Annotated in this window: 12 protein-coding genes; 9 read left to right on the top strand and 3 right to left on the bottom strand. The window is 43.3% G+C overall.

Going from position 1 to position 14,892, the window contains the following annotated elements:
• The first annotated feature begins 51 nt into the window (after nt 1-51).
• From QUB51_RS25570 to QUB51_RS25580, 3 genes are all read left to right on the top strand, one after another.
• Nucleotides 52-300, top strand: a complete 249-nt coding sequence (locus tag QUB51_RS25570; protein ID WP_333180743.1) for a hypothetical protein — start codon at nt 52-54, stop codon at nt 298-300.
• 459 nt (nt 301-759) lie between these two features.
• Nucleotides 760-2,001, top strand: coding sequence for a hypothetical protein (locus QUB51_RS25575; RefSeq protein ID WP_333058587.1), 1,242 nt, complete (start codon nt 760-762; stop codon nt 1,999-2,001).
• Nucleotides 2,002-2,582: 581 nt separating this feature from the next.
• Complete coding sequence (locus QUB51_RS25580) at nt 2,583-4,010, top strand: AAA family ATPase (protein ID WP_333263775.1); 1,428 nt, start codon at nt 2,583-2,585, stop codon at nt 4,008-4,010.
• Between the two features lie 572 nt (nt 4,011-4,582).
• Here QUB51_RS25580 and QUB51_RS25585 read toward each other — a convergent pair.
• Nucleotides 4,583-4,720, bottom strand: a complete 138-nt coding sequence (locus tag QUB51_RS25585) for a hypothetical protein (protein ID WP_333240807.1) — start codon at nt 4,718-4,720, stop codon at nt 4,583-4,585.
• Between the two features lie 10 nt (nt 4,721-4,730).
• Between QUB51_RS25585 and dnaN the strand changes: the two genes are divergently transcribed.
• Nucleotides 4,731-6,233 (top strand): DNA polymerase III subunit beta, encoded by a 1,503-nt coding sequence (dnaN, locus tag QUB51_RS25590; protein ID WP_333263778.1) that lies wholly within the window; start codon nt 4,731-4,733, stop codon nt 6,231-6,233.
• Between the two features lie 174 nt (nt 6,234-6,407).
• Here the strand turns inward: dnaN and QUB51_RS25595 are convergent, their stop codons facing one another.
• Nucleotides 6,408-6,581 carry a hypothetical protein gene (locus QUB51_RS25595; protein WP_333058593.1) on the bottom strand — a complete coding sequence of 58 codons (174 nt, stop codon included), beginning with the start codon at nt 6,579-6,581 and terminating at the stop codon, nt 6,408-6,410.
• Nucleotides 6,582-6,749: 168 nt separating this feature from the next.
• Here QUB51_RS25595 and QUB51_RS25600 point away from each other — a divergent pair, with 168 nt between their 5' ends.
• The 3 genes from QUB51_RS25600 (at nt 6,750) to holA (ending at nt 10,244) form a co-directional block, all read left to right on the top strand.
• Complete coding sequence (locus tag QUB51_RS25600; protein WP_333263782.1) at nt 6,750-7,592, top strand: alpha/beta fold hydrolase; 843 nt, start codon at nt 6,750-6,752, stop codon at nt 7,590-7,592.
• 283 nt (nt 7,593-7,875) lie between these two features.
• The gene (gene dnaX / locus QUB51_RS25605; RefSeq protein ID WP_333058554.1) at nt 7,876-9,291 is read left to right on the top strand and encodes a DNA polymerase III subunit gamma/tau; all 1,416 of its coding nucleotides are present in this window, start codon (nt 7,876-7,878) and stop codon (nt 9,289-9,291) included.
• Nucleotides 9,288-10,244, top strand: coding sequence for a DNA polymerase III subunit delta (gene holA, locus QUB51_RS25610; protein WP_333263786.1), 957 nt, complete (start codon nt 9,288-9,290; stop codon nt 10,242-10,244). Before dnaX ends, holA begins: the two co-directional genes overlap by 4 nt.
• 418 nt (nt 10,245-10,662) lie before the next feature.
• On the opposite strand, the gene QUB51_RS25615 is transcribed toward holA, so the two are convergent.
• Nucleotides 10,663-12,144, bottom strand: a complete 1,482-nt coding sequence (locus QUB51_RS25615) for a transposase (RefSeq protein ID WP_333058552.1) — start codon at nt 12,142-12,144, stop codon at nt 10,663-10,665.
• A gap of 67 nt (nt 12,145-12,211) precedes the next feature.
• On the opposite strand from QUB51_RS25615, the gene QUB51_RS30480 reads away from it, so the two are divergent.
• A complete protein-coding gene (locus QUB51_RS30480; RefSeq protein WP_445243051.1) occupies nt 12,212-12,355 on the top strand; it encodes a transposase in 144 nt (47 codons plus the stop codon).
• Between the two features lie 174 nt (nt 12,356-12,529).
• Complete coding sequence (locus tag QUB51_RS25620) at nt 12,530-14,818, top strand: DEAD/DEAH box helicase (RefSeq protein ID WP_333263789.1); 2,289 nt, start codon at nt 12,530-12,532, stop codon at nt 14,816-14,818.
• Nucleotides 14,819-14,892 lie beyond the last annotated feature (74 nt).

Raw genomic sequence — 14,892 nt, forward strand, 5'->3', positions numbered from 1 at the left:
TTGTCAAGGTCAGCGTGACCTGTCTTGAAGAATATTCTCTCAACTAGCGTAATGGCAAGCAAGGAAAAAAGAACGCAACCTGTTACTGTCGCTGGTGAGGTTAAAATGACTTATTTTGAGAGATTGCATCCGTGGTGCATCATTAAGCTGCTTCCTAATTGTCAGCGTATTGTTGTGGCACGATTTCGCAGGAGGAGGGATGCAGACGATCATTTTCGGGTTTTGCAGCGGTTTGTCAAAGAATTCACATTTGTGATTGTTTTTGACATCCCACCAAAGCCTACTTTGCCTAAAGAATAACGACGCAGCTCTGTTTGAAATCGAATTAATCGAGATACCTGCGTTAGATTAATATATCCGCTTTCGGGCGAATTACCCCAGCTACAGCTCCTACTGATAGCTGGGGTAATTTTTTATCGACTGAAGGCTGTTAACTGGAGTAATAGATTGTCAAAACCGGGGTTATTAAAGTGTACTAACTAGAGCTTGTTATTAGACTTTTAATTGACGCAAAGGAGCCATCGCATTTTGTATCGATTTCTCTAACTATATGAGTAATAATCCTCATGTTGATAGCTGTGCGAGCGTTAATCTGGCTGATACCAGTATAGTTGGCGATTGCAACAGAGTCTCCCCTCTAACAACAGCTAAGTCATTTCCGGCAATTGGAGCAAGAACCATTGGTTGAGCAAATCTCTAAATTAATTAAAAGCTATTCCCTAGCGGGAGAAGTTGAGGGATAACCAACTTCTTGCTGTTATGAACGCTAACAAGTCTATTATAAACCCCCACAAGACTTTTCCTGAATCAGCTAGCCAGCACTTCCCTCAAGCCAAAGAAGTAGTTGCAGTAATTTTTCCTTTCCTCATTCCCGCACCTGCTGAAGAACATCCCTTCAGGTTAAATGATATCGTTAAAACTGGTAACCAATACGGTACTGTTACTTCTCTCAATCAAACTGAAAAACCTGTGACAATTACTTGGGACGCAAGTTCTGGCGAAAATGCATTTTCTTGGACTTATAGCCTTGATGAAATCCGCGCCCTTAAAATCTCCATCGTGCCTCAGTTTATCCCTCAAAATACTGCTGGAGAACTTCCAGCTTGCACAACAATCGTACTCGCTAATTCCGAACAGATACAATTTAGTAACGCAACTCGTTTCAAAGTAGAATCGCTGAGCGAACACCACATTCTCATCTCTACTCTCGACCAATCTTATCTCTTTCCCATCAACTTGTTTCCAGGCTACCCGACAAGTTGTACTATAGATATTCCTGCACCCCAGCAATTAAAAGACGCCCGCTGTTTGTCTGTCAATGAACTCAGAATCAGAGTTAAGACGCATTTAGCTCTTGAAGTACCCGACTACTTTTTAGAATTCGCTATGCCAATCCACAACCAGCAGTTAAAAGAAAAACTGGCTCGACAATTGAGCGAAGAAAATTACGAACTTCTCGACTTTAACATAGCTTGGGAAGAAGCCTGGAAGCAGCAGTTAGAAAACCTAACAAAAAAACAAGGCTTCTACGGATTTAGAGAGGGAGATTGCATTTTACAGCACCGAGAAGGAGTTCAACGCATGGGGACAGTTATTACCTTGAACGTTGAAAATCCACGTCCATTTCAAATCCAGTGGAACAGCGGAGAACTCCTAAGTTACAGCTTGACAGAACTCAAAGGTTTGGGTATTGCCCGCATCGAACCCCTGGTTAAATTATCGCCCAATGTGGCTTATCAAATTAGCGAAGACGGCTCCTATTTTACAGCTTGGATTGGGTTCCGTACTAAAGCACTAGCTAAAGCGTGGCTAATACCTGTCAAAAAGCTAGTCGGCCACCTGAGCAACTTAATTGATTGCCAAATTTCTGAACTTCAACCTACAGGTTCTAAATACGAGTATGCTGTAGAATGTCCCCGCCATAAAACATTAAACAAGCGTTTAGAAGCTCTGGGAAAAGTTGCTCAACTTGACTTGGAAAGGATGCCCTCCCAGAGGTAAGTGGCGATTGCCAAGTAGAGATTAGGGAATGAACGCTGTCTTTTTTTGCTGAAACAAATAGCTGAAAAATTTGCCATTTGTACTACTATTTTTATTAACAAGACTTACGCACAGCCTCAATATATGGTGTTTGGTAGGCGCAATCCCCCGTGTGAAGCGGAGCTATCCTGCCAGTGAATCGCCGCCCGCATCCCTAAAATTGTTGCGTAAGTCCTAATTAAGTTAGCCAGGATTTAGGAGAAAGTCAGTGAAATTATTCCCTAATTTATAACCATTAAAAGTGATTAAAAGCGATTATCGGACTACTTAATAAGCGTCGCATTCCCCCACTCCCCACTCCTCTCAAGGGTAGGTTTTTTACAATTCAGAAATTGAGGGCAAGCAAGAGGCAAGTTTTAAAGGCATAACAAGTCGAAATCCGGGCTTTTTCGCGAATGGATCTCTCCCTTTCTCCCTCTCTCCCCCTCTCCCTCTCTCCCTCTCTTCCTTGCCCGGAATCTAAAAAACCTACTCTTGAAAGACTTCCCCGTCAAGCTAACGCTTAATCAGAGGTTGATAAAATTAGTAATCGACACTAACTAATGATTCAAGCCTTACTAGAACAACCCCAGAAACTTACACAATTTCCCTTCACACTCAAACCGCAACAGCAGCAATCCCTTGACAAATTGAGAACCTTTCTAACCACTACCGAGTCATTCTTCTTGCTGTGCGGCTACGCAGGAACTGGAAAATCCACAATAGTCTTCCAAATTATCCAAGAACTCTTGAGTCAAAGCAAACGCATTGCCCTCACAGCACCTACTAACAAAGCAGTCGGCATTCTCAGAAAAATGGCAGCGTCTCAAGGCATTTTCGGAGTTGATTTTATGACAATACACCAGCTTTTAGGATTAGGCATGGTCAGAAAAGAACAAGAAAAAGCCTTGTCACAGACAAGTTCCAGCAGCCTTCACCTCTACGATATCATCTTCCTCGACGAATGTTCGATGGTTGGAAGCGAATTGTGGAAATGGATAGAACGCAATTTTGAACGCACATTCTTCAATCACCGCAAGCTAATTTTAATGGGCGACCCCGCTCAGCTCAATCCTGTAGGAGAAAAAAAGTCGCCTGCTTTCAGCATTACCAATAAAGCTGTACTGACCAAAGTTGTCAGGCAAGCAGGGGAAAGCCCTGTGCTCGATTTCATAACAGAATGCCGCTCTTTTGTCAATAGCAAAGCAGACATATTTTTGCCACACTCTAAATACAAAAAAGGAGACAAGTCAAACGGTGCATTCAAAGTCAAATCAGAAACGCTGCTGCAATATGCTGTCAAAACGATCGATCTAGAATTTAGTCAAAATCCCGATCGTTTCAGAATTCTGTGCTGGACTAACAAACGAGTCAGATACTACAATCAGCTTATCAGAGAACAAGTCTACGGTCAAGCTGCACCCCAATTTGTACCGGGAGAAAGGCTAATTACCAAAAAACCCGTCATGGCACCTGACGGCAAAACCGTAATTTTGCCGACTTCAACGGAATTTACCGTCAAGGAAGTTGAGATTAACCAGCACGGAGGCTATCGAGTTTGGCTGCTAAAAATTGTGACTGATGACGGTTTATTTCGGCAAATCTTTGTCCTGCACGAGTCCGAAAATAAGCGCTACCAGGCTGAACTTAAAGAAAAGCTCAAGAGTGCTAAACGCAATGGATTTCTTTGGAGGAAATATTACTGGTTCAAAGATGACTTGTTTGCTGAAATTAACAATTGCTTTGCTCTGACTATTCACAATTCGCAAGGCAGCACTTTTGATGAAGTTGGTGTTGACGGAAGCGACCTTTTCAGCAGATTGTTAATCGGTCAAGATTTGAGCAGGCAACAGAAACTTAAAGAGTACCATCGACTTTATTATGTCGGTGCAAGCCGCTGCCGATATCGAATATTATTTGTTGCCCCCAATGACTTGTACTCAAACAATAAACTTCTCAACCAAGAGGTAAACTTTTCAACCAAGAGGTAAAGTCCTCAACTATAGCAGAAGGAAGAAGGAAGAAGGAAGAAGCAGTAAGAGCAATGGTTTCAGCGATTAAGAAGGTGCTAACCGTCTTGGCTGTTGCTATAACAGGTAAAGTCCTCAACTAACAGGTAAAGTCCTCAACTAACAGGTCCATACCTTTCTAAAAAACAGTCACTAACGCTCAACTTTCAGAAAGCTTCTCCATCGGGACTTACGCTGCATAAGTCAATTTTCACACTATCTGTAGTAGTAACGTGTGCCCTCAGCACCCTACAAGTAGAGTCTGTGCGTAAGTCCTATAGCAATCCGATCTGAGTCTCACAACACAACGCCCTCTTGTCTTCTTAGACTTGTTGTATAGCAAGACTTTCAGATTTTACATATCTAGAAAATCACTTAGGATTGCTATATTTATAAAATAAGAAGAAAGGGAAACGGAAAGGCAAGGCGAAGCAGAAGGTAAAAATGGAGAAAAAAACTTTAGTTTTGGGTTGATAGCAACGCTAAAAAAATTAATAATTGTATCGATACCCACCGAGTTAGATACAAAATGTCTACCCTTCAATCCTATGCTTTTAAGCGTGGGTTCCTTCCCCTTCTCCTTCCCCTTCTCCTTCTCTTTCTCCTTCTCCTTCCCCTTCCCCTTCCCACTCCTCTTTCTCAACAACCTGAATAAGTGCTGCTACCGCAGCGGCCAATCGCACCCCTGACACCAGGCTAATTATGGCAAAATCTCGACTAACAGGAACACCGCCTCAAGAGGAAAATTTGGAGATAACAGTTAAGAAAAAACGCTCGACTGCCACAGCACGTAATTCTGCCAAAACTGTGAAGAAATCAGTCAAACCAACAACTGAAACTGACTCGGTTTGCGAACCCTTAACAATCTCTCCACAAAAAGTAGAAGCCTTGCAAACTTGCACGAGTTTTGCAGAACTTCCAGCAGTCGATTCTTCTTCTCTAGAAACATTCTCAAATGAGGCAATATTGCCTTCCCCTTCTCCTCTCCCATCAGCTATTGAAGTTGCCTGCAATTCAAGAGAATTCAACGATTATATACAAGCCCTGAAAGGCATCATTCCCAGCAATAGCAGCCATCCCATTTTGTCCAATATTTTGATTGAAGCTGATGCAGAAACTCAACATTTGCATCTGACTGCTTACAACTTAGAATTTGGAATGCAAGTGAGCTTTGGTGCGAATGTCAATCAATCTGGAAAGCTTACCCTCCCCGCACCTATACTTGCTGACATTCTGGGAAAATTTCCTAACGGCAGCCTCACCTTAAAGAGTTCTTGTGAAATTATTAAAGGAAGCGGCGTTCCATCAGTCAGTGCCACTCTGAGTGCGTCAAGGAGCAAGCACGCCATTCGCGGGCTAGCTGCGGACGAATTTCCGGCTATCCCCAGCGTTCAACAGAAACTTGTAACGCTTCCTGCTAGCGTGTTAATTTCTGTCCTAAAAGCTAGCTTATTTGCTGTAAGTTCTGAGGAAAACAAACGCATTTTAACAGGAGGGAATTTTCAACTCAGTCACGACGCAGACAGAGGACTCGATCAACTGAGAGTTTGGACGACAGATGGGCATCGGGTAGCAATGGTTTTAGGATTGAGCGAAAGCAGCAATTCCCACCTTTTGAGCAGTCAAATAGTTAATTTTACTGTCCCTGCTAAGGTACTCCGGTTATTGGAGCGTTCTTTGAATTCTGCTGACAAAGTTACGATTTACTATGAAGGTTTGCCAGAGCAACCTAGTAATTTTGTCGCATTCGAGTGGAATAATTGGCGGTTGACAACGAAGTTGCTAGAAGGGCAATATCCAATTTGTGACCAAATTATCGCTCCCTATCGACATCAATTTAGCCATCAAGTGGTGGTTGAGAGGCTGAGCTTTTTAAAAGCGTTAGAGAGGTTAGCTTCTCACAGCGACAAGTCTCACCTAACAGCTATTTTAGAATTCGATTTAGATGCCCAACAAGTGCGAGCATCACTCAACAATACTCTCAGTTCAGGAACTGAAACAGTTGATGCTAAATTCTGGGGCTGTGAGTTTTGTCTCAAGTGCGACATCCGCTATTTGATTGATACAGTCAAAGCGATTTCCAGCTCTGATTTGCGGGTGTTAATGGCAACTCCTACCGCTCCCCTACTGATTGCACCGTTTGGAACGCCTGCGTCGGGTACAGAGGCTAAGGAGTGCGAATATATTGTCGCTCCGCAAGAATAGTCGTGCATGTGGGAGTGGCATCTAAATTTGATGCCCTCTCCTGCAACAAATTGGAGCCTATTGCTGTATAAATTAGGAGGCATTAAGTGGTTTCTTGCAACACTAAATGGTCTACTAAAACCACATATATTTTACTACTTATTTTTTCCTCTAACCAAGGTTTGTGCTAGTAAATTAGTGAGTTTTAATGTTTCTCTCTATTGGTTTAAATAAGCTCGCAACCGCCGAAAATTTTGCATCTTCAAAACTCCCAACACCGCAAGTAAGCGGGGTGTAAATTGCCCCAGTTTTGCGCTCTGGAATCAGTTTCCACTCGCTCAAACCTTTTACTTTCGATTTTTCCTTCATGCCGTGCTTTTTTGCTGTATCTCAGCAGCAGATGGTTTAGCAATTTTTCCTTGCGGTAGTGTGTTCAGCGCGATCAGCGTTCAAAAAAGTATTAGATAATTCATTCTGAGAAGACGTGCTATAATCATCCTAGATTGAACTATTACTTTGAAGTGGTTGAGTTGCTTCATGACCACAATTAAATTAATAGAGGATCGATACATCCAAGTGGGTTCTATCAAAACTCGTTATTGGAGTGCGGGTGATCGAGGAGATCCTGTGGTTCTGCTTCATGGTGGCGGCAGTTCCATTGAAGTTTGGATTAATAACATGCAAGCGCTAGCCCAACACCATCGCGTGTTTGCCTTTGATATGGTGGGAACCGGTTTGTCAGACAAGCCCATCGTACCTTACTCACTTGATTACCAACTTCAGTTTCTGAATGAGTTTCTCGATACATTCGACATTCCACAAATCAGTTTAATTGGGAACTCAATGGGCGGCAGTATTGCCCTCAAATTTGCGATTCACTCGCCAGAGCGAGTTCGGAAACTGGGATTGGTTTCTAGCTTTGGCTTGGGACGAGAAATCGACTTTTCTGATCGCTTGTTAGCTTCCTTCCCGGCAATCGCGAAACTGATGCCCGTGAATCGGAGTGTTGTCAGATGGGTATTGAACAGCTGTGTTTACAATCTGAACTCAGTTCCAGAGGAATGGATCGAACTCAATTTTCAGCGGTTTAATCTCCCCGGCCAGCGGAAAGCTTTAATCTCTCTCTTGACAACTAATTTGAATTGGGGGGGGCTGCGCCCTGAAGTTTTTATGCCAATTGTTCAGCAACTCGATCGCATCAAAGCCCCCACCCTGGTAATTTGGGGAAAACAGGACGCGATTATTCTTGTTGCCCATGCTTACGTTGCCGTCCAAAAAATTCCTAATTCCTCTTTGCATATTTTTGAGCAGTGTGGGCATTGGGCGCAAGTCGAACATCCAGAAGCTTTCAATAGTCTCGTTTTAGAGTTCCTCATGTAAGGGGTGTAATAATCGACATTCCGCACGAAGAAGGGTAATTAATGGAGTAAGCTGATAGAGCAGGTTTCAGGGAAGAAGGCTAATGGATATCCAGAACCTAGATCGCCAGCGCCAACAACTGAGCCAGGACTTACGCAAAAAATAGTTGGTAACACTATTAGTAGCGGTAAAATTCATAATTTTTACACTACAGATAGAGCTTATGCGTAAGTCCTATGAGCTTAACTTCAGGCACGGCTCCCCTATCGGGGAATAGTTACCAGAAGTATTCTAACCACTCAAAATGTACCAACCACTGCACCTCAAATACCGACCAAAAAACCTGCAAGAATTAGTGGGTCAAGACACCATCAAAACAACCTTGACCAATGCCATCACCTCCTCCAAAATTGCTCAAGCTTACCTGTTTACTGGGCCCAGAGGAACAGGCAAAACCTCAACCGCTCGCATCCTTGCTAAATCCCTCAATTGTTTGAATAACAAAAAGCCAACCGCCACTCCTTGCGGAGAATGTTCAAGCTGCAAAACCATTGACTCCTGTTCAAGCTTAGACGTAACTGAAATCGATGCTGCCTCTCATAATGGCGTGGATGATGCCAGAGAATTAATACAACACAGCAACTTTGCGCCAGCGATGAGCCCTTACCGCATCTGGATTTTAGATGAGTGCCACCAACTCAGTACCAGCGCTCAAAATGCTCTCCTCAAATGCCTTGAAGAACCTCCGGCTCATGTGGTGTTTATTCTCTGTACGACTGAAGCACATAAAGTCCTGCCGACAATTATCTCCCGCTGCCAAACTTTTAACTTCCGAGCCTTGTCAGTTGATGCTATTGTCGGACAATTGCACAAAATTAGCTCTGCTGAATCTATTGCGATCGCAAGTGAGGCGATGCGGGCGATCGCTCGCACCTGCGACGGAGGGTTAAGAGATGCCTTGCAATTACTCTCTCAGCTTTCACTGCTAAACTCAGAGATTACCCTAACTCAAGTTGCAGAAGTATCTGGCAGCATCAGCGAGCAAGAGTCGATCGCCCTTCTCAAAGCCATTCATTCTGCCGATACCTTAAGCGTACTGCAATCTTCGAGAACGCTCATTGACAGCGGCAAAACCCCTAAACTTATTCTCAGCAGCTTGCTAGCAGCAATGAGAGATTTGCTCATTGTCAAATCAACGCGCCACTGCCAGAATTTAATTGCAGGGCCAGTAGGCTACTCACAACTGCGCTCGCTCGCTCTTCATCTCGATTTTGAAACAATTGATGCGGCTTGTGCACAATTGCAGAAATCAGAATTTCAATTGAGAACTAGCACCAATGCAGCTACGTGGTTAGAAGTTTGCCTGCTGAACTTGATGCTGTCAAGCAAACCTGTAGCCAAGGAAATGCGATTGCCGGCAACTTTCCCATCTAATCAGCCCGACAAATTTGATAAAACCCCTCAAAAAATAGAGGCATATTCTCCTGACTTTGAGACAACTTGGGCGCAAGTAGTAGCAGCAGCGAAACCAGGCAATCGTAGCCTCTTAAACCGCGCTCAAATTGCCGAACTTTCTGCTGATTCATGTGTGTTAGTAGTAGAAAGAAAATACGCCAACAAGTTTCAGAGTCACCTTGAATGCGTGCAGCGGATCGTTACTAAAGCTTTAGGCCGCTCTGTTACTGTAACTGTCAAACAACAGGAGGAGTTAGCAGCATGATTAGCATCCTAATTGGGAATGACACCTACGCAATTGAACGAGAAGTTGAAAATTTTAAGACTCAAACTCATCCTCTCTGGCGAGATTTCAACATCCACCGCTTCGATGCTTCTTCCCTGGATGCAGCCCTCTCTGCTGCTGCTTCAGTTCCTTTCGGCGGAGGAAACAAACTTATTGTCGTTGAAAATTGCGATTTCAAGCAATTTGGAGAAATGGGGCTAGAATTGCTGCAAATTTTGCCCCAATTACCTGTTACAACGCACTTAGTCTTCACTGCTGCTGTTATCGACAAACGGCTCAAGGTAGTCAAGCATTTATTGCTGTTTGGTAAACTTAAGGAGTTTACTCTCATTCCTCCTTGGCGTACTGATTTGATTGAAAGTGCGATCGCTGCTACTGCTAAACAGATGAATCTCTCAATTGCCAGAGATGCTGTCAGTTATCTAGCGGTAGCGATTGGCAACGATTCTGCTAGAAGAGTCAGTGAACTAGAGAAATTAGCCATTTATGCTGCGGGCGATCGCATTACCAAAGAAGCTGCTAAAATCCTCGTTCCAGCTACCACAGCCAACTGTTTTCAACTTGCCGAAGCTCTTTTAAAAGGTCAAGCAGTGGCGGCTATTAAGGTGCTTGATGAATTGCTATCTCGGGCAGAGTTTTCTTTAGCAATTATTGCCACTCTCCAAACTCAGTTTAAAACTTGGCTGTGGGTAAAAGCTACTATCAATTCCGACCAACAACGTTCTGATAGCGAAATTGCTAGTATGTGCGGAATTAGTAACCCCAAACGGCTGTATTTCCTTAAGCAGGAGGTTAAGGAAGTATCTGCGAACTTCTTAAGTCGATCGCTCTCCATTTTGTTGGATTTAGAAATTGCTCTCAAAACAGGAGATAAGCCTGACTCGATGTTGCCTGCTTTGCTCAGCATCACTCAACTCACTCACCTTAAATAACAGGAAAGCGCTGCCGAGTTAATTCGGCAGTCTTTCATTAACAATCTTGGAGGCAAAAACTGCTTTGCAACACTATTAGTATCGGTAAGGTGGGCGGCGGTGTACCATACAGATAGAGTTTATGCGTCCAGAACTAATTAAGTGTAGTTAGGGCTTACGCAACGATGTTGGGGCGCACCGCGGGGGGTTGCCCCAACATTCACATCATATATGGACATTGTGCGTAAATCCTAATGAATTTGTCAAACTATTTTTGACTTTATTTATTGCAGCAGTAGGTTGCTATTTCTGTTTAATAGCAGCTCATCTTTCCTGCATCATCCAAACCAGAAACCCCAAGATTTGCTCAACAGGAGGTAGTGGATAATCTTTGACACTCCCACCCCTAAAGGGGATGGGATTCTTTAGAGATTTCGCTCTAAATATCCCAAAGAGACAATTGCTTACCCTGTGGGTTCTCGCCCACACGCCGTTTGCCTTTTAAAGGCAGCGTGTTAACTGACGAGCGTTCGTATAATTCAACCTCAAAGAGATTCAACTGTACTGGTTTCGACGAGTCCCGCCGTACCATTTTCGATTTAATCTTTTTGACAATATTCAACTTGTAGGTTTCTATCGCCTTAACTTTCACATTCCTTGCAGCTTGCAAATTTGCATCATCAATATGCCCACAATTGGTACAGATAAACTTTTCACCATTGCGGCTATCTTTATCAATATGCTTACACTTGCTACAAGTTTGACTGGTATGCCTTGGGTTAACTCGGTACAGCTTCTTGCCTGACTTCACAGCCAAATATTCAAGTTTTTGAGTTAACGCATACCAACTCGCATCAGCGATAGAACTATTTAAACCACGTTTAGCCGATTGACCGTTGGGGAGAAATCTACCAGATTCAGATTTAACAGGTTTGCACCGCTTCATCATGTTTTGTATCTGTAAATCTTCAACTACAACTGCATCGGATCTTTTAATAATCCGATTAGCTACATCCCACTGGTAAGATTCGCGACGCTGTTGAATTTTATTGTGCAGCTTGCTCACTCTAAGTTGAGCTTTACTGCGATTCTTACTACCTTTTTGCTTACGGCTAACCCGTCGCTGTCTGATTCGCATCAAACGCTTAGCTTTCTTGTGGGTAGCAAATCGCGGATTATCAATGGCGCTGCCATCAGAGAGATAAACCAATTTACCTAACCCCATATCGCAGCCAGTGATAGTTTTGATTTCACTATCTGGAATTACTGGGAAGCCTGGTATATCTTTGTTTTCTATCCTGACCGAGATATACCATCCATCAACTTTCTGTCTGATGGTTACGGTTTTAATCTCAAATCCTTCGGGGATAAGGCGAGAGTTGTAGAAACGCAGCCACCCAATTTTAGGGAGGTAAACTTTGTTACCTTTAATCTTGATTCTTCCTGGTTTGTAGCTAAACGATTTGAAATCGTGACGGCGCTTAAACTTCGGAAACCCTGCGCCCTTAAAAAACTTATTAAAGGATTCATTAACTCTGGCTGGAATTGACTGCAATACTCCAATATCAATACTTTGATACCAAGGTCTTGCCTCTTTTAACTCTTGCAGATTTGCATCTTGCATTAATGATGCTGACCGCTTAGGAGATGTATCTTTATATCCTTCTTTTTGGGCTTTACCGCCGCCCTCCTTCCAGGGGTTGGCGAGTTGGGTTCCTTTAGTAATACCGCAAGTCAAAGGCGTTATTTCTACCTGAGTCCTCAAGTCGCAATAATCACCGCAAATAAACTGCTGATGCCAACCATCAATCCTGTCACGCAAGCACCAATTGTAATTCGCTCTCAACATATCGAGCCACTGGATTAGTTTTTGGGATTGCTGCTGATTAGGTCTAAGTTTGTATTTGAAGCTTAAAAGCAAATTGCACCACCTCCTTAAATTATTGTACGAGGTTATTGTAGATGTTGACGACTTAACGACAATCAATATGCAAGATAAATACAGACTAAAGATTACATCAGTAACGCTTATTAGATACCATTTTATTTGGATTCCAGCTAGACGCAAGAAGGTGTTGATTGGTGCAGTGGCCGAACGCTTAAAACAACTACTGACAGATAAGTGTAATTAGCTCGTTGTAATCGCGCAGTGAGGTGGAAGTCTACCGCTTTGTTGGTTCCTGAACCCAAACCCATAATTGCTACCAAAATCAGTCCGACTCCCAGTTTTTTTATTAATTTCTTCTCTCGTTCTTTTTCCTACCTATCGGTAGTAAGAGAGAAAAGATTCATTCTTAGAGTGACCAATGCCTCCCAATTATATCAACCTTCTTTCCCAACTAATAGCCAGACATGATTTTCACCAAAATAACTTCCCAGAAGCAAGCCACTTGCAGCCAACTGCAACAGCCGATTTGTGTGAGTTTTTAGGCGAAGAGGTTATTTATCAGACAATCGCGACTGCTACAACTCCTAAGCTCTACAAAATTCCTCAAGACTTGCCGCCTTCAATAATTTCTGCTTTGCACAGCCAAGGCATTCAACAGCTTTATTCGCACCAAATTAAAACACTCAAAGCCGTGCGCCAGGGCAAAGATGTCATCCTCAGCACAGCAACAGCTTCTGGCAAATCTTTAAGTGCGTACTTGCCTATTTTAGAGGGCATTCTCCAACATCAATTTACTGCACTCTCTATTTATGGTTTGAAAGCTTTAACAGCCGACCAAAGTCAAAAACTTGCCGATTTGCTCCAACTGATTCCTGAGCCTGCGCGCCCGCGCCTTGCCCTTTTAACTGGGGATACTCCTCCCAAAACCAGAGAACAATTATTAGCTGCAAATCCTAGCATAATCACCGCCACACCAGAGTTAATTCACTATGCGCTGAAAGGCGTTCACTGGAGTCAGCCTTGGCAGCATTTTTTAAGTCGCCTCCGCTATATTGTCCTAGATGAAGCTCACACTTTTAACGGAGTTTACGGAGCTAACATGGCTAGCTTAATTCGCCGCTTAAAATTGGCAGTAGACGAGCGCGGGGGTTGTTCTCAAAAACTGCAATTCCTGATATTGAGTGCTACCGTTGGCAATCCCGTTAAATTAGCGAAGTTACTATCTGGTAGAAGTCGAAAGCGAAATATCAATAAACCCGAGCGGTTAGTTTGGATTAACTCTAGCGGAGCTGCTGTCCCAGAACGGCAATTAATTGTTACTAAACCGACTCATGATGCTAATTCAGATGTTGCTCGCATCATTATGTTTTTGTTGCAGCAAGGGCAAAGCGGAATTTGCTTCGGTAACGGCAGACAAGCAATTAAGAACTTGTGGGCAACTTTTAAGCAAGAAGCTGTAACTCAAACTAACTCGGGAATTGAGTCGCAAGTAGCAATTTTCTACGGCAGTTTAACAAGCGAGCGCCGCAGGGAAATTATTAACTCTTTGCAGTCAGGAACAGTTAAGTGTATCCTCAGCACTAGCGCTCTCGAAGCGGGAATTGATTTGCCTCAACTTGATTTTGCTATTATTAGGGGATGGCCGGGAAGCTTGCAAGCTTTCAGGCAGAGGGCTGGCCGGGCTGGTCGCGCAAACTCCGGTTTAATTGTCTTCATTCCTATTGCACAATCACCTTTGGATAACTATTTTGCCGAGCGCCCTGAATTGTTGCTGTCCGCCGAATCTGAATTGGTGAGCTTTAATGCCAATTATCCCATAGATATTGCCAAACATTTGATGTGCGCGGCTGTCGAAACAGGCATTCCTGCCAATAAGCTCAAGCACTACTTTGGCAAGAGCGCTCATATAATTGCAACGGCTTTAATTGAGCAAGGTGTTCTTCACAGAAGCCGGGATAAATTATGGGCTAAGGGCTTTCCCCATAAAGAGGTAAACTTTCGAGGGGGAACGGGTTCTAGCACGATACAACTGGTGGATGCGGAGACTCAAGAAGAGATTGAACTCCTCAGTGCGGAGATTGCTTATCGAGAGGTATTTCCTGGTGCTATTTACCGCACGCAAAACTCAGACGGCTGTTTGGTGACTTATACTTCGCGCTCGCTCTTGAATGGCAAAGCTATTTTGCAAAACACCCCTGAAACTCGACTGTTTACTGTAGCGATTAGCCACACTGATACCAGCCTCAAGCAGAATTTGAGTTTGCCTCAACAAATCCCGTTGGTCATTCCAGAAGTTGAAGGAAATGTTCAAACCAATTCAACGGATAGTAAGGCAATTCCAGCTCAAGCTATTCTGGAACTGGTTTGGGGAGAAATTAGCCAACTCGTCACTGGTTATCAATTATTAACTCGCAATTACGAGTTAACTTGTCTCAATAGAAAGTGTGTCAATTACAAAGAGCATTTACCAAAATGTACTGCCTGTCCTGTTTGTGGCAAAAGAACTCGCTCTGCTGAGCTAACATCGGTTCTTAATGAGGTAAACTTTGAGCAACCTTACGAAATCAAATTTGCGACTCCTGTACTGCAAATTAGTTTTAATTCCCCGGTTGAATGTTATCTGCAACAGGTAGTAACAGCTACTCGCCAGGAATTGCTTCAATCTCAACAGGAGATTCCGCCCGGATATCAGCAGTTGTGGGAGTAAGCTGTTGCACATTTAAACTGTGATACAAGCATTACCCTTATTTTTAATTTTTCGACCCCATTTAATTATTAATT

Source organism: Microcoleus sp. AT8-A3 (assembly GCF_036705675.1).
Classification (GTDB): domain Bacteria; phylum Cyanobacteriota; class Cyanobacteriia; order Cyanobacteriales; family Microcoleaceae; genus Microcoleus.